The 16,719-nt window shown below is 32.6% G+C and carries 14 protein-coding genes; 11 read left to right on the top strand and 3 right to left on the bottom strand.

Annotation, left to right across the window (positions count from 1 at the left end):
* Window positions 1-21: 21 nt before the first annotated feature.
* Window positions 22-2,772, bottom strand: a complete 2,751-nt coding sequence (locus tag ACNQGO_RS02810) for a putative LPS assembly protein LptD (RefSeq protein WP_417984090.1) — start codon at window positions 2,770-2,772, stop codon at window positions 22-24.
* Window positions 2,773-2,855: 83 nt separating this feature from the next.
* On the opposite strand from ACNQGO_RS02810, the gene ACNQGO_RS02805 reads away from it, so the two are divergent.
* The 11 genes from ACNQGO_RS02805 (at window position 2,856) to ACNQGO_RS02755 (ending at window position 15,136) form a co-directional block, all read left to right on the top strand.
* Window positions 2,856-4,025 carry an N-acetylmuramoyl-L-alanine amidase family protein gene (locus ACNQGO_RS02805; protein ID WP_417984089.1) on the top strand — a complete coding sequence of 390 codons (1,170 nt, stop codon included), beginning with the start codon at window positions 2,856-2,858 and terminating at the stop codon, window positions 4,023-4,025.
* 40 nt (window positions 4,026-4,065) lie between these two features.
* The gene (locus tag ACNQGO_RS02800) at window positions 4,066-5,220 is read left to right on the top strand and encodes an N-acetylmuramoyl-L-alanine amidase family protein (RefSeq protein WP_417984088.1); all 1,155 of its coding nucleotides are present in this window, start codon (window positions 4,066-4,068) and stop codon (window positions 5,218-5,220) included.
* A 50-nt stretch (window positions 5,221-5,270) separates the two neighbouring features.
* Entirely contained in the window at window positions 5,271-6,236 is a 966-nt protein-coding gene (locus tag ACNQGO_RS02795) for an MlaD family protein (protein ID WP_417978601.1), read from the top strand.
* A 5-nt stretch (window positions 6,237-6,241) separates the two neighbouring features.
* Window positions 6,242-7,573 (top strand): 4Fe-4S dicluster domain-containing protein, encoded by a 1,332-nt coding sequence (locus ACNQGO_RS02790; RefSeq protein WP_417984087.1) that lies wholly within the window; start codon window positions 6,242-6,244, stop codon window positions 7,571-7,573.
* 95 nt (window positions 7,574-7,668) lie between these two features.
* Window positions 7,669-8,460: a (Fe-S)-binding protein gene (locus ACNQGO_RS02785; RefSeq protein WP_417984086.1), complete on the top strand. Its 792-nt coding sequence runs from the start codon at window positions 7,669-7,671 to the stop codon at window positions 8,458-8,460.
* A 2-nt stretch (window positions 8,461-8,462) separates the two neighbouring features.
* Entirely contained in the window at window positions 8,463-9,071 is a 609-nt protein-coding gene (locus ACNQGO_RS02780; protein WP_417948193.1) for a hypothetical protein, read from the top strand.
* A gap of 53 nt (window positions 9,072-9,124) precedes the next feature.
* Window positions 9,125-9,607: an ABC transporter ATPase gene (locus ACNQGO_RS02775; RefSeq protein WP_417984085.1), complete on the top strand. Its 483-nt coding sequence runs from the start codon at window positions 9,125-9,127 to the stop codon at window positions 9,605-9,607.
* A 13-nt stretch (window positions 9,608-9,620) separates the two neighbouring features.
* Window positions 9,621-12,617 (top strand): glycoside hydrolase family 3 N-terminal domain-containing protein, encoded by a 2,997-nt coding sequence (locus ACNQGO_RS02770; RefSeq protein ID WP_417984084.1) that lies wholly within the window; start codon window positions 9,621-9,623, stop codon window positions 12,615-12,617.
* A gap of 94 nt (window positions 12,618-12,711) precedes the next feature.
* Window positions 12,712-13,326 (top strand): phosphatase PAP2 family protein, encoded by a 615-nt coding sequence (locus ACNQGO_RS02765; RefSeq protein ID WP_417984083.1) that lies wholly within the window; start codon window positions 12,712-12,714, stop codon window positions 13,324-13,326.
* Window positions 13,327-13,499: 173 nt separating this feature from the next.
* On the top strand, window positions 13,500-14,633 hold the full coding sequence (gene bshA / locus ACNQGO_RS02760; RefSeq protein WP_417944303.1) for an N-acetyl-alpha-D-glucosaminyl L-malate synthase BshA: 1,134 nt from the start codon (window positions 13,500-13,502) through the stop codon (window positions 14,631-14,633).
* Window positions 14,634-14,707: 74 nt separating this feature from the next.
* On the top strand, window positions 14,708-15,136 hold the full coding sequence (locus tag ACNQGO_RS02755; RefSeq protein WP_417984082.1) for a protease complex subunit PrcB family protein: 429 nt from the start codon (window positions 14,708-14,710) through the stop codon (window positions 15,134-15,136).
* A gap of 48 nt (window positions 15,137-15,184) precedes the next feature.
* On the opposite strand, the gene ACNQGO_RS02750 is transcribed toward ACNQGO_RS02755, so the two are convergent.
* Together ACNQGO_RS02750 and ACNQGO_RS02745 are read right to left on the bottom strand one after the other, a co-directional pair.
* On the bottom strand, window positions 15,185-15,688 hold the full coding sequence (locus ACNQGO_RS02750) for a hypothetical protein (protein ID WP_417944301.1): 504 nt from the start codon (window positions 15,686-15,688) through the stop codon (window positions 15,185-15,187).
* A gap of 119 nt (window positions 15,689-15,807) precedes the next feature.
* Window positions 15,808-16,644 carry a UDP-2,3-diacylglucosamine diphosphatase gene (locus ACNQGO_RS02745; RefSeq protein ID WP_417944300.1) on the bottom strand — a complete coding sequence of 279 codons (837 nt, stop codon included), beginning with the start codon at window positions 16,642-16,644 and terminating at the stop codon, window positions 15,808-15,810.
* Window positions 16,645-16,719 lie beyond the last annotated feature (75 nt).

Genomic DNA, 16,719 nt, shown 5'->3' with positions numbered 1-16,719 from the left:
TTTTTTATTTCTTAAAAAGAATTAGCGGTTGATCGTACTTCGTTTGTCCCATTTGATATCACTAAGAACACCCGATTTTATTCCGATAAAAAATCCCCAATTGGCATTGGCTCCAAAGGGTGACCAATTAAAATCCATTCTCCAGCTTAGTAAATCTCTTTCAAACCGAAGTTGCGTAAATGTAACTCCCTTTTGTACAAAGTCATAACCGGTTGATACTCCTGCTTTCCATTTTGGAGTTATGTCAGCATTGGCAGAAATCATGATGGAATTTCCTATAATTTGATTTTCTCTATTGTTATTGCCATACGTTAATGAATAGGCAAATGTCATGTCCCAAGGTAGTTTTGAATTAAAGAATTCTGAAATTTTATCTTCACCTTCTTCTTCCTCTTCTTCATTAAATTGGCTCCTTCTACTATCGCCAAGATCTGTATTAGTTCCAAATAGATCATCTTCACGACCACCATTACGTTGGCTTTGTGCATTTTTATCTTTATCTTTTTTGTCTTTACCTTGACTTGAAATCGAATAGTTTAATGTCATATTAGAACTGGTCATTCTAAAAAGACTGCCACCATTATCAATATTAAATACGTTGATACGTGTTCCAGAATTATCTATGGCATAGGGATCTAATGTGGCTCCAAAATTCACATTCATTTTGTTGTCTAACAAAGTGGTACCGCCACTTACTCTAATTGGAGCGAATGCAAGAGAGGTTACTCCATCAGCATCTAGATTATAACTAGTCGAAAGATTCAAGTTATTTAAAAGCATGATTTTCTTAGGCTCAACCTTTGTACTGTCTTTATCTGTCACTTTGGCTTCAAACGTATTACTCAAATCAAAACCTAAAGTATTCGCGTTACTTAATCCTGGAGCACCATAAATACCATTTTCAAATCTAGAATATTGCTTAGTCATGGTTCCAGTTGCATCAGTAGCGTACGTATTGTAATATTTTTCAAAACTAGGAGTGTAACCGTAGGAAACAGAAGGTCTCATGACATGACGAATCGATTTTATTTTTTTATCATTACCAAAGTTGAATGTTCCGTAAATAGTGGTTCCCAAACTCGAAGAGAAAGAATAGGTTCTAAAAGCATCAAATCCATTGATTGTTTTGTCAACTACTTTGCTTTGGTCCACATCATAACTTCTTTCGATTGTTTTAGTATACCAAATTTCCTCGTAATTCATTGACGTTGAAGCGCTAAAATATTTAAATAATTTGAAGTTAGTAGCCAACGGAATACTGTGCTGAAAGCCAACTTTGGCATCTCTAAACATTTGAGGTTTAAAAAATAAGGAATCAGTGGTTACAATACTGTTTCTTCCATTAAGATTGTATTGCAAGTTGATATTTTTGAAAAATCCTTTTTTGACTCCATCTTTACCTACAAAAGGATAAATCCTATCTACACTTAATTGTAGCGTAGGCAGAGTCATATTTATCTCTTCGGTTTGGGTATTTTGCGAATGAGTTGCAGTCAATGATAATCGAACTTGCGGAACTGTAGTAAATGTTCTAGAATAGGATACAGAAGAACTTAATGTGTTATTAAGATTCGATCCTATATTGATTTGATTAATAGATTGCTTAAAATATTTACTACTTCCTAAATTCACAGATGCTGAAAAGCTTGAATTAGGATTCGCTTTAGAATCTTTAGAATGTGACCACTGAATGTTGTAAATGTTTTGTTTTAAATAATCAGGATATCCTCTTTCGCTGGTGATTAAGTTTTCGAATCTTACATTTATGTTTCCTCTGAAATTATATCTTTTGGCATAACTAGATTCAAAACGCAATCCATAACTTCCATTTGTATAATAATCGCCTAAAACGGTTAAATCATAATTGTCACTCAGTGCAAAGTAGTATCCTAAATTTTGTAATGAAAAACCCCTGTTATTGGAGTCATTGTAGCTGGGCAGAATCAACCCTGAAATACTGGTCTCTTTGCTCATTGGGAAAAAGGCAAAAGGCAAAGCAATAGGAGTAGGCACATTTGCAATAACCATATTGGTTAATCCCGTTACCACTTTTTTACCTGGAATAAATTTAACCTTGTTGGTTTGAAAATAGTATTCAGGATTATCCACATCTTTTGAAGTAGTAAAACGTGCACCTTTTAAGAAGTAAACAGAATCATTTTCTTTTTTAGTAACCGCTGCTTTAATTTTAAATTCGCCTTGTTCTGATCTTGAATTCCAGATTAACGCTTTTTTGGTTTTAAAATTAAAACGAATAGAATCCGGTTCAATCACATTGGTTCCTTGTTTGAAATTTGGAAATTGAGTGTATGCTCCTGTAGAATCTTTAATTCGTCCGGCATATACTTCATTTTTTTCATAATCCATTACAATTATACCCGACTTCAATTCGACGTCTTGATAATACAATTCGGCTTTGTCGTACAGCGTGATTATTTTTTTCTTTTGATCAATTTTAGCATATTGTTCCGCTTTGTAACGAACCTTTCCATCAAGAAAACCTTTTTTTGGCTTAATACTGTCTAATTTTATGGTGTCAGTTTGTTTTGCCGCGGCTATTTCAGAATTTTTTATACCAGTATCCTTCGATTGTAGGATATCAGATTTCTTTGTAGTTGGTATAACCGTCTTTTTTTTTGTTATATCTTGGGAATATAATTTACCAGAACCTAATGATAGGAGAATTGATAATAAAACGATATTAAATAAGTTTGTATGCAAAGGTTTAAATGCTATTTTTGTAAAATTATGGCCTGTTTTTTGACATGTCAAACTTACATATTATTTTTTGTCAAAAATAGGCAAATAAATAAATTTATAGACTTAGTATTTTAATTAAATTAACTTATCGCTTTATGCATAGTACAAGTAAAATTAGAATAATTGTTACTTTTATTTTGATGCTTAATTCCCTGGTTGGATTCAGCCAATCTAATACTTTTAAAGTAACTTTAGACGCCGGACATGGCGCACACGATTTTGGTGCTGTCTATGAAGGACGCATCGAAAAAAATATTGCATTGGCTGTAGTTTTAAAAGTTGGAAAAATATTAGAAGCTACTCCACAAATGGAAGTCAATTATACCCGAAAAACAGATGTTTTTATTGATTTAATTGAAAGAGCCAATATTGCCAATAGATTCAATGCCACTATATTTGTTTCCATTCATTGTAATGCAAATAGAAATACTGCTGCTGATGGCACAGAAACTTATGTGATGGGATTGAGTAAGGTATCTTCCAACTTAGAAGCTGCCAAAAAAGAAAACTCTGTAATCACTTTAGAAAAAGATTACAAGCAAAAATATGAAGGATTTGATCCTAACTCGCCAGAAACAATGATTGGAATGACAATCATGCAAGAGGAATACCTAGACAATAGTATTTCACTTGCCAGCAAAGTCGAAGATGCTTTTGAGGATCTAGGAAAAAAAATTCGTGGTGAAGGTGTGAAACAAGCTCCTTTTATGGTACTTCATAAAGCTTATATGCCCAGAGTGCTTATCGAAATGGGTTTCATATCCAATACCATTGAAGGAAATAAATTGAATTCTGAAGAAGGGCAAGATGAAATAGCAAAAGCAATTGCAGATGCTGTAATTAGCTATAAAAAAGAATATTATGGGAACGGAGAAATGGAAGTTTTTGAAGAAAGACCGGTACAAAAAATTAATGAAAAACCAATAATAGAAACTATAACTCCGGATAAAGCAAAAGTTAATCCTCAGCCTGAAACAGTTACGAAGAACTCAAAACAAGTGGGAGATGTTGCACTACCTTTATTTAAAGTGCAACTTTCTGCTACGCGAAAACGAGTAGAGTTAGTTCCAAGAAATTTTAAGGGTCTTAATAATGTTTCTGTTACTTATGAAGGCGGAGTTTACAAATACATGTTTGGAGAAACTACAGATTATAATGAAGCAAAAAAGTATTTAAGTGAGGCGAAAGCGAAAGGGTACGCTTCTGCATTTTTAATTGCATTTAAAAATGGAGCGAAGGTCAACATTCAAGATGTTATAAATTAAGAATACAATTGTTTTATAATTTTAGAAAAAAACACAAATTTTGAAACTAACCACGGCATTCAAAAAGATAATTTTGTCCTTATTTTTATTTTTTGGGTACATTTCTTTTTCACAATCCAATCAAAAGTTTACAGTTATTTTAGATGCGGGTCATGGAGGTAAAGATCCAGGGAATTCGTATCATGGTTTTGTTGAAAAAGAGATTGCACTAAAAACTACTTTAAAATTAGAAAAATATCTTAAAAGAGATCCTAATATTGTTGTTGTTTACACCAGAAAATCAGATGTTTTTATAGAACTAAAAGACAGACCTAAAAAAGCAAATAGTATTGATGCTAACCTCTTTGTTTCGATACACTGCAATTCAGTTGATAACCCAGTTCCTTTTGGCACAGAGACTTTTGTAATGGGATTAGCAAGAAGCAAAGGAAATTTAGAAATTGCCAAACAAGAAAACTCGGTAATATTGCTCGAGAAAGACTACAAGCAAACGTATAAAGGTTTCGATCCCAAAAAACCAGAGACTCTAATTGGATTAAAAATTCTTCAAGAAGATTATTTGGATCGCAGTATCAATTTAGCTTCAAAAATAGAAAATAATTTTAAAAATAAATTACACCGAAAATCACGCGGGATAAAACAAACTCCTTTGTGGGTTTTGGATGCGGCTTACATGCCAAGTGTGTTAATCGAATTGGGTTTTTTATCTAATGGGGAGGAAGGACAGTATTTAAATTCTGAGGAAGGGCAAAATAGTATGGCAGAGTCTATTGCATCTGCTATTATCGCTTATCGCAAAGAATATAGTGCTTCGGGATCAGATGAAACTTACGAAGAGAAGCAGCCTAAAAAAATAGTGAATCATGATGCAAAAGACACTTCAAAAACCAGTAAAGCCAAACAAGTTTTGAGTAAACATGAGTTAAAAGCTGTAAAGACCGATGTGGTTTTTAAAGTTCAATTTGCAGCAGGAACAAATAACATTAAACTAAATCCCACCAATTTTAATGGATTAAAAGATGTTTCAATGACAACAAGCAATGGTAAATTGTATAAGTATGCATATGGCTCTACATCAGACTTTAGTATTGCCAAGGAGGATTTGAAAGTTGCTCAATCAAAAGGGTACACTTCAGCTTATATTATAGCTTTTAAAGATGGAAAGAATATTACTATACAAGAAGCGCTTAAATAATTACAACAAGTCAAATATTTTATATTAAATTTGTAAAAAATACTTAAATTTTGAAAATATCAAGAGAAATTAAAACTGCTATTTTAGTAATTGCATCGATTTTATTATTTATTTGGGGCTACAGTTTTTTGAAAGGCAGAGATCTGTTTACGAACTACAAGACATTTTTTGTAGAGTATAAAAGTGTTGAGGGATTAGCTACTTCGGCACCTGTGACCTTAAATGGGTTGGTAATAGGAAAAGTTAGTAGTATCACAATTGATGAAAAAACAGGGATATTGCTAGTGCAATTGCAATTAAAAACAGATTTTCCTATCTCTAGATCAAGCATGGCTTCTATTTATGAACCTGGTTTTATTGGAGGAAAGCAAATTGCAATTATTCCTAATTTTGAAGACAAGACATTAGCAGTAGATGGCCAAATGTTACAAGGTGGAGTAAAAATGGGTCTTACGGATAAAGTAGGGGATCAACTGGCGCCGCTTCAAGAAAAATTAGAAAAGGTATTGGGTAGTACAGAGAAATTAATTTCTGGATTGAATAACGTTTTAGATCAGAAAGGACAGCAAGATTTAAAAATCACATTAGCGGAATTGAGCAAGACAGTAGCGCAGTTTCATAAAGCAGCTGAAAGTGTAAATGCTTTACTAGATTCAAATAAAACTCAAATAAATGGTACCGTTGCCAATTTAAATAAATTGTCTGGAAATTTTTCTAAAATATCAGATTCATTAAACAAGGCCGATATTGGAAAATCAGTAAGAAACTTGAATGCAACTTTAGCTAAAGTTGATGGTATTATGACTAATTTATCATCAGGCAAAGGTTCTATGGGCAAATTACTTAACGACGATGCTTTTTATCAAAACATTAAAAGCTCTACTAAAGAATTAGAATTATTATTACAAGATGTTAGACTTTATCCTACAAGGTATGTCAATATATCTGTATTTGGAAAGAAAAATAAACCCTATGTAGGTCCTGCAAAGGATACTATTTCTACTGTGAAAAATTAGTACTTATGAGTTATCTAGATAATATTTTATTTGCCATTTTATTGGCAGTTGGTTTTGGATATTTTTTTATCAGTGTTAAAAAAATTAGACGAAACATTAATCTTGGAACAGCTGTAAATCGTTCTGATAATCCCAAAGCGCGATGGAAAAATATGGCCATGATCGCATTAGGTCAATCAAAAATGGTAAAACGGCCTATTGCTGGGATACTTCATATTATTGTATATGTAGGTTTTGTGGTCATTAACATCGAATTGCTAGAAATAATCATTGATGGTCTTTTAGGTACACATCGTGTTTTTGCTTTTTTAGGAACTACGTACAACATCTTGATTGCATCGTTTGAAATTTTAGCTTTTTTAGTACTAGTAGCCGTTTTTGCTTTTTGGAGTCGAAGAAATGCAATCAAACTGAAGCGATTTGTAAGTTCTGATTTAAAAGGATGGCCTAAAAGTGATGCCAACTACATCCTGTATTTTGAGGTGGTATTGATGACTTTATTTTTGTTAATGAATGCCTCAGATTTACATTTACAAATGGTTCCTGGAGGATACTCGCATTTCATTAAAGCAGGGTCATTTCCAATAAGTCAATTTATCGAACCAATTTTTAATGGAGTGTCGAATGAATTAGTAATGTTGCTTTCTGAGGTTTTCTGGTGGATACATATTGCGGGTATTTTGGTATTTATGAACTATCTATACTTTTCTAAGCACTTACATATTTTACTAGCTTTTCCTAATACTTATTTCGCAAACTTGAATGTACAAGGGCAGTTTGATAATCTAGAATCGGTAACCAAAGAGGTAAAGTTAATGATGGATCCTAATGCTGATCCTTTTGCAGCTGCACCAATTGATGAGAATGCAGTTCCAAGTAAATTTGGTGCAAGTGATGTTCAGGATTTAAATTGGGTGCAACTATTGAACGCTTATACATGTACAGAGTGCGGTCGTTGTACTTCGTCTTGTCCTGCTAATCTTACGGGTAAAAAACTATCTCCCCGTAAAATCATGATGGATACTAGAGATCGATTGGAAGAAGTGGGAAGAAATATTGATGCTAATAAAGGTATCTTTATTCCAGACAACAAAACATTATTAAACGATTATATTACAGCAGAAGAGCTTTGGGCTTGTACATCTTGTAATGCTTGTGTTGAAGAATGTCCTGTAAACATTAGCCCTCTTTCTATTATTATGGATATGAGACGCTACTTGGTAATGGAGCAAAGTGCTGCACCAATGCCTTTGAACGCCATGATGACCAATATTGAAAATAATGGTGCACCTTGGCAATACAATCAACAAGATCGATTGAACTGGAAAAACGAATAGCTATTTGAATTTTTAATTTGTTTTGTTCTAAGAGGACTAAGCAAATTGAACTTAGGAGAATTTAAAGAAAAAGATAACCGAATCAACAATATAATATGTCAGAGAATTTAATAGTGCCAACAATGGCCGAAATGTTAGCTCAAGGAAAACAACCAGAAGTATTGTTTTGGGTTGGGTGCGCAGGAAGTTTTGATGATAGAGCTAAGAAAATAACCAAAGCATTTGTGCGTATTTTAAACCGTGCAAATGTACCTTTTGCTGTTTTAGGTACCGAAGAAAGTTGTACTGGAGATCCTGCAAAAAGAGCTGGAAATGAATTTTTGTTTCAAATGCAAGCCTTGATGAATATCGAGGTTTTGAATGCCTACGAAGCTAAAAAAATTGTTACTGCATGTCCGCATTGTTTTAACACACTTAAAAATGAGTATCCAGAATTAGGAGGAACCTATGAAGTGATTCATCACACTGAATTTTTAAAATCATTATTAGATGATGGTAGACTTACTATTGAAGGTGGTCAATTTAAAGGAAAACGGATCACTTTTCACGATCCTTGTTACTTAGGTCGAGCTAATAATGTATATGAAGCACCAAGAGATTTGATTCTTAAATTAGATGCTGAGTTAGTTGAAATGAAACGTTCTAAAGCAAATGGTTTATGCTGTGGAGCAGGTGGAGCACAAATGTTTAAAGATGCTGAAAACGGTGACAAAGAAATTAATATTGAAAGAACCGAAGATGCTTTAGAAACAAAACCAGAAATAATTGCAGCGGGTTGTCCTTTTTGCAATACCATGATGACCGATGGTATTAAAAATAAAGAAAGAGAAAGCGATGTAAAGGTGATGGATATTGCAGAGCTTATTGCTAATGCACAAGACTTGTAATGATGAGAAAAATAATTATAGCACTGGTCTTAATTTTTAGTACAAATTCTTTTTCTCAAGATGTATATGATATTATTGGTAAAGAAACGTGTACTTGTCTAGAAGCCAAAAAATTAGATTACACAAAGTTGAATAAAAAAGATATGCAAACCCAAGTTGGATTGTGTATGATTCAGAGTTATTCTTCTCATGCGTCCGAATTTAAGGCAGAAGATAAAGTAAGTTTTGATGATGAAGCAGGTATGCGAAACCTTGGAGAAAAAGTTGCGATGAAAATGTTAGCAGATTGCCCAGCGATTATTTTAGAAATGGGAAGAAGATCGGTTGATGAAGATGTCACTAGTGAAGTCGAAAAAGAAAATCTTTTTATTGAAGGAGAAGTTACCGAGATCAAAACAGAACAGTTCCTTTCCTTGCAAGTAAAAGATAAAAACGGAAGAAATTTCACGTTTCTATTATTGGATTATTTTGAAAACGCTTCGATATTAACTAACAATGAGATTAATAAAAAAGATAATATAAAGATAAGTTATTCAGAAATTGAACTCTTTGATCCCAAAAGCAAAGAATTTAGATATTTTAAAATTATAACGGATTTAGAAAAAAAGTAGCATTTTTAATACTGCTCAAATTCAAAATTTATAACTCATAACCCAGTATCATAATGTACGTTCCATTTGAAAATTTACCCGAAGAATCTAGAATCTGGATTTATCAATCCAACAGAAAATTTTCGGATGCCGAGTTTTCCGAAATCGAAACTGCTCTGCAATCCTTTCTTGAAACTTGGGCTGCACATGGAACCAGCTTGGAGTCATCATATCATCTAAAATACAACCGATTTATTATTATTGCGGTAAACCAAGATGTGCAGCCTGCTACAGGTTGTTCTATTGATTCTTCAGTAGAGTTTATTCAAAGTTTAGAACAAAAATATTCTGTTGATTTATTAGATAAGATGAATGTAACTTTTAAACTTGGTGAGCACATTGCACACAAACCGTTGATTGATTTTAAAAAAATGGTTAAGGATAAAGCAGTTACAGAGAATACCATAGTTTTTAATAACTTAGTCAATAATGTAGAGGAATACAATGAATCATGGGAAGTTGCTGCCATTGATAGCTGGCACAGTCGCTTTTTTTAAACAAAATAGTTTTATGAGAAAAATAGTCGTTAAAATTGTTTTATTTTATGGCTTACTTTTCCTAATTGCTTCAAGTTGTGTTGGGACAAAAGTCAAAAGTACTTTACTAGTTACAGCCAACCAAAAGTCCAAAACAGAGAATTTAGACAGTATAAAACTCAGTAATACTCCTCAACTTTTTGAGGTATCTGTTGAAGGTTCAAAATGGGTAGATAGTGTATACAATGCAATGAATTTGCGGGAGAAAATCGGTCAATTATTTATGGCTGCTGCTTATTCGAACAAAGATTCAGTTCATGTAAAAGCTATAGATCAGTTAATTGAAGATAATAAAATCGGAGGTTTAATTTTCTTTCAGGGTGGACCAATCCGTCAAATTAAATTAACCAATCGTTTTCAATCTAAGTCCAAAATCCCATTGTTTATTGGTAGTGATGCCGAGTGGGGATTAAACATGCGGTTGGATTCCACTTATCGTTATCCTTGGAACATGGCACTTGGAGCCATCCAGGACATGAAATTATTGGAGCGTATGGGTGTTCAAATGGGAAAACAAAGCAAGCGATTGGGTTTGCAATTCAATTTCGCTCCAGTTTTAGATATTAATACAAATCCCAGAAATCCCATCATAGGCTTTCGTTCTTTTGGAGAAGATAAATTCAAAGTTACCGAACGCGCTATAGCAATAATGAAAGGAGTTCAAAGCGAAGGTGTTTTTTCTACTGGAAAGCATTTTCCTGGTCATGGTGATACAGAAATAGATTCTCATAAAGGATTGCCAACCATTAATTTTTCAAAAGAAAGATTAATGGAGATTGAATTTTATCCTTACAAGAAAATGTTTCATGAGGGACTATCTTCTGTGATGGTAGCGCATTTAAATGTACCTAGTTTAGAACCAAGATCAGAATATCCGTCATCGATTTCCTATAATGTGGTGACAGATGTGCTTCAAAAAGAATTAGGTTTCAAGGGCCTTATTTTTACCGATGCTTTGAATATGAAAAGTATCAATAATAACAAACTCCCTAGCGAAATCAGTTTTGAAGCCTTTATGGCAGGAAATGATGTACTGTTATTTCCAGAAGATGTTCCAACAGCAATAGAAAAGTTCGTTTTAGCCTATTCTACTAATTTATTTTCTGAAGAACGATTGGCTTCATCGGTAAAGAAAATTTTGAAATTTAAATTCAAAGCTGGATTAAATTCCTATAAAACTATACTAACAGCTAATGTCTTCAATGATTTAAACGCCCTTGAAAATGATGCTTTGCAGTATGAATTGTTCGAAAATGCATTGACGGTGCTAAAAAATGAAGATGCTGTGCTGCCAATTAAAAATTTAGACAAACAAAAAATTGCCTACGTAAAAATAGGAGATGATACTAATGATGCTTTTATTTCTACGTTACAAAAATACGCTGAAGTAACTGTTATTGCCGATTCTAATTTAGATAGTTTACAAGTAAAACTAAAACCGTTTACAACCGTTATTATTGGATATCACAAGTCTGATGTAGCTTTCAAAAAGGATGATTTACGATCAGATGAATTGTTTAAAATTAATTTTCTCGCCAAAAACAATACTGTTATTCTAGATGTTTTTGCTAAACCGTATTCGTTATTGCCTATCACTAATTTTGACGATATCGAAGGATTGGTTGTTTCCTATCAAAATAGTGTAATTGCACAAACTGTTTCTGCAGAATTAATTTTTGGTGCTATTGAAGCCAAAGGGAAATTACCCGTTTCGATTCATTCAAGTTTCAAAGTAAATGATGGTTTGCCTACCGAGAAATTAAATCGATTGGGATTTACGACTCCTGAAAATGTGGGTATGAGTGGAGTTATATTGTCAAATATTGATGCAATTGCTAATAAAGCGATTGATAGCAAAATGACACCAGGAATCCAAGTTTTAGTGGCCCGAAAAGGAAAAGTTATTTTTCAAAAATCCTATGGATTTCACACCTACGATAAAGCAATCAAAGTAAAAGATTCAGATATTTATGATCTTGCGTCTTTAACTAAAATTGTAGCAACGTTGCCAAATGTGATGTTGCAGTATGATCAGCAAAAAATAAATCTAGAAACTACTCTAGGAACAATGTCTCCAATATTTAAAGATTCAAATAAGGCCAATATCAATTTTAAAGATTTGCTTTCGCATTACGCTGGACTGGCGGCTGGAATACCGTTTTATAAAGCCACAATGGACAATTCGAAATTTCCTTCGGAAGCTTTTTTTAGAAAAGTATCGGAAGAAAATTTCTCAAATCGATTGGCGGACAGTCTTTTTATAAGAAATGATTTTAGCAATACTATCATGGATCTTATTGTTAAGAGTAAAATTTCGACTAAAAAAGAATACAAATACAGCGATTTGACCTTTATGATTTTAAAAGATTATTTAGAAAAAACAACGGGTAAAACATTAGATATTCTAGTACAGGAAAATTTTTATCGCTCGCTCGGAATGAATAATACTAGTTTTAATCCCTTAGAAAAGTTTGATAAAAATAGAATTCCGCCAACAGAAATGGATTCTTATTTTCGGAAGCAACTTTTACAAGGTTATGTTAATGATTTATCCGCAGGCTTAGAAGGTGGTGTTTCGGGTCACGCTGGTGTTTTTTCAAACGCTATGGATGTGGCTAAAATAATGGAATTGTACCTGCAAAAAGGCAATTACGGCAATAAACAGTATTTTTCTGAAAAAACTTTTAATGATTTTAATACGTGTTATTTTTGTGCAGCAGGAAATAGGCGAGGACTCGGTTTTGATAAACCACAATTGGGTACAGAAGGTCCTACATGTGGTTGTACTTCGATGACTAGCTTTGGGCATACTGGCTATACAGGAACTATGGCTTGGGCTGATGCTGAAACGCAAATTGTGTATGTGTTTTTATCTAATAGAACCTTTCCAGTTGCAACTGAAAATAGATTGTCTAAAGAAAATATTAGAGAGGACATTCAAAAAATCATTTATGAAGCAATTATGGACTAAGTTGATATTTTTTAATTAATTGGTTTATAGTAGTGTAAAAATGCGAATTAGTTATCACTATAAAGTCCCTATTACTATTTTTTAAAATAACTTAATGAAAATTACGATTTCAGCTTTAGCAAAAATAAAAATATGGGTAGTGCTTTTTAGCATAACTTTTGTTAATGCTCAAAATGTTGATATTAATTTGCTTCGTGATATCAATATAAATAGAAATAAAAGTTTAGATCCAACTTTTAAATTTGTTACCAATAGTTCGGCTCCGGTGAGTATTGGAACTCCTATTCTTTTGTTTACTGTTGGATTAATTAAAAAAGACAGCACCATTAAGAAACAGGCTATTTTTATCGGTGAATCATTCCTAGTTAATGGATTTATAACTTTAGCATTAAAAAAAGCAGTAAAACGGGATCGACCGTTTGAAACTTACCCAGATATTGATCAAGTTTCATCTTCTACAGGAGAATCTTTTCCTTCTGGCCATACTTCTTTGGCTTTTGCAACAGCTACGTCGCTTAGTTTGGCCTATCCAAAATGGTATGTTATTGCCCCTTCTTTTATTTGGGCAAGCACCGTTGGCTATTCCCGTATGCATTTAGGAGTGCATTATCCTAGTGATGTAGTTGCTGGTGCGATAATCGGTAGTGGATCTGCTTATCTTACCTACAAAGTGAATAAATGGATTAATAAAAAAGTAGAGCACCGATAGGAAATGATTTTCAATCGCAAACAGCTATTGTTTAGTAATAATTTTGGTTCTTCAAATTATTTTAAAAGTTTGAATATTCAAGGAATTAGATTTAATAATCGGTTCTTATTTAACTAAAATTTCCATATAACCAATTCCAATTTTTAGTAATTTCGTTTCACTAAAATACAGAGATGAAAATTGCAATAGTTTGTTATCCTACCTTTGGAGGAAGTGGTGTTGTCGCAACAGAATTGGGACTTGAATTAGCACGACGTGGTCACGAAATCCATTTTATTACATACAGTCAACCGGTTCGCTTAGCACTTTTGAATCCTAATGTACATTACCATGAGGTAAATGTTCCAGAGTATCCTTTATTTCAATACCAACCTTACGAATTGGCCTTGTCGAGTAAATTAGTAGACATGGTGAAATTATATAAAATTGAGTTGCTTCATGTTCATTATGCAATTCCACATGCTTATGCGGGCTATATGGCAAAGCAAATGTTGAAAGATGAAGGAATTAATATCCCAATGGTTACAACATTACATGGAACAGATATAACCTTAGTTGGAAATCATCCCTTTTATAAACCAGCAGTTACTTTTAGTATTAATAAATCAGATTTTGTTACTTCGGTTTCCCAAAGTTTGAAAGACGACACTCAAAAATTATTCAACATCAAAAATGAAATTGAGGTTATTCCGAACTTTATTGAATTAAATAACAATTTAAATGATCCGCGCACTGCTTGTAACCGTTCATTGATGGCTACTAAAGAAGAGAAAATCATTACCCATATTAGTAACTTTAGAAAAGTAAAACGAATTCCAGATATAATAAAAATTTTCTACAATATTCAAAAAGAGATGCCGGCTAAATTGATGATGGTGGGAGATGGTCCAGAAAAGGAGAAAGCGGAGTATTTGTGTCAGGAACTAGGAATATTGGATAAAGTCATCTTTTTTGGGAACAGTAACGAGATTGATAAAATTTTGAGCTACACAGACTTATTTTTATTGCCTTCAGAAACAGAAAGTTTTGGTCTTGCCGCACTTGAGGCTATGGCTTGGAGTGTCCCAGTAATTTCAAGTAATTCTGGAGGATTACCAGAAGTAAATTTTGATGGTATCTCTGGATATCTTAGCGATGTGGGAAATACAGATGAAATGGCACAAAATGCTTTAAAAATTTTAAAAGATGAAGTTATTTTGCAAAAATTTAAAGAAAATGCGTTGGCAGTTGCAAAACAATTTGACATCAAAAACATATTGCCGCTTTATGAGGCTTTGTATAAAAAAGCTATAGAAAAATACGCATAGACTTTATATTTTTCAATATTAGAATGTAGAAATAAGACTTTCGAATTTTATCTATTAATCAATAAAATCTAGCAATGAAAAAAATAGTAGTATCATTAGTAACTTTAGCTTTAGTTTCCTGCGGAACAAAAGCAACAAAAAATTCCGAGAAGAATTCTTTATACGAAGTCTTGACACAGCAGACAAATGGAGGTGCAAGTATTCGTTTTTTTGAAATTCTTTCGGAGAAGGATCAAATCGCAATGTTACAGAATGATGAAAATTTAAAAAATAAAATTAATCCAAATGATGTTCAGACTTCTAATTTTTTAGTTTTGAATATGGGAGAAAAATCCACGGGAGGTTATAGTATAGGTATTGATACTGTAGTTGAAACCGATAAAAATATTGTTATCACTATAAAAGAAACTAGCCCGGAACCAGGTAGTATGGTTACACAAGCTTTTACAAATCCTTTTTGTGTAGTCAAAATAAATTCTAAGAAAGATATTATTTTTAAATAAAAAAAACGCCACTATTTCTAGTGGCGTTTTAATATATTGTCTAAAATACTAGAATTGATATTTCAATGCTAAAGCTACATCAGAACCATAATTGTCTTTGTAGTATCCATTTCCACCAAACTCAGGTCTGAAATCTAAAGAGATTAACAAAGGAATATCAAAGTCATATTCAATACCGATATTTCCAGCAGCATATACAAAAGTATCACTGTATTTATTACCATCAATGTTATAGCTGTAGTTTCCTACTCCACCACCTACACCAGCATACCAGTTAAAACCACCATCAATGTTCCATACCCATTGGTACAAAGCTGTTAATTTTAGTGCATTATCATCATAACTACTGTTATTATAGTTACTTCTGTTTCTCAAACCTAAATCAAGTTCTAATCTGTTGTTGCTTCCTAAGGCTCTTTGGTAAGTAAGTTCACCACCAAAACCATTATTACTACCAAAACGTAAACCTAATGCGTTTTTTGAGATGTCTTGTGCTTGTGCGGTAAATGCTAATCCAATTAACATAATTGCCGATAAAATAATTTTTTTCATAAGTCTGTTTTTATAGGTACAAATTTATAATTAAGTTGAGAGCATGTCTTATAAAATTTTCTATAAAAGTTATATAATTTACGTTTTTGTAAAAATAACAGCAGCAATTAAATTTTTAATTATAAGATGTTTTGTTTGGAAAAAAGCGCTGATGCCATAATTTGATTGCTTAAAACATCTTCCATTTCAAAAAGATTCTCCTCTTCAACAGGATCAGTTTCACAATAATTATAAATCTTCCATCGTTTTTTATTGTACTCCAATGCCGTTAAATTCTCTATCCAATCACCTGAATTTAAATATAATATCTTCCCGTTTTTGTTTTCTTTATAAATCATTTTTGGTTCATGTATATGTCCACAAATAACGTAATCATATTTTTTTTCAATAGCTAGCTCTGTTGCTGTTTCTTCAAAATCAGAGATGTGCTTTACTGCTTTTTTTACGCTAGCTTTTATTTTCTTAGAAAATGAGTAAGGCTCTTTTCCTATTTTAAACAAACACCAATTAACAAAACGATTCAAAAGTATTAAATAATCATATCCTAAGCCGCCAAGTTTAGCAATCCATTTTGAATGTTGAACAGACGAATCAAATACATCTCCATGAAATATCCATGCTTTTTTACCATCAAGTTCTAGTACTAATTTATCTACTAAAACTAAATTACCCATGTTGATATCACTAAATTTCCGAAGCATTTCATCGTGATTGCCTGTGATGTAGTATATTTTAGTTCCTTTTGTAGCAAAACCTATTATTTTTTGAATAACTTTTAGATGTGCTTTTGGGAAATAGGATTTTCTAAACTGCCATATATCAATAATGTCTCCATTTAATATAAGCGTTTTTGGTTTTATAGAATTTAAGTAATTGTATAGTTCTTTCGCATGACTGCCAAAAGTTCCCAGATGTACATCAGAAATCACCACCAACTCGACTTTTCTTTTTTTCAATGGTTTTTTGAATTTAAAGTTTATCAAAATAATTGAATTTTTAGTGAATGAAATCAAAAAGTGCGTTAAGAAATG

The organism is Flavobacterium frigidum (genome assembly GCF_048286735.1).
Lineage (GTDB): Bacteria > Bacteroidota > Bacteroidia > Flavobacteriales > Flavobacteriaceae > Flavobacterium.
This window is presented reverse-complemented; position numbering and strand designations above follow the sequence as displayed.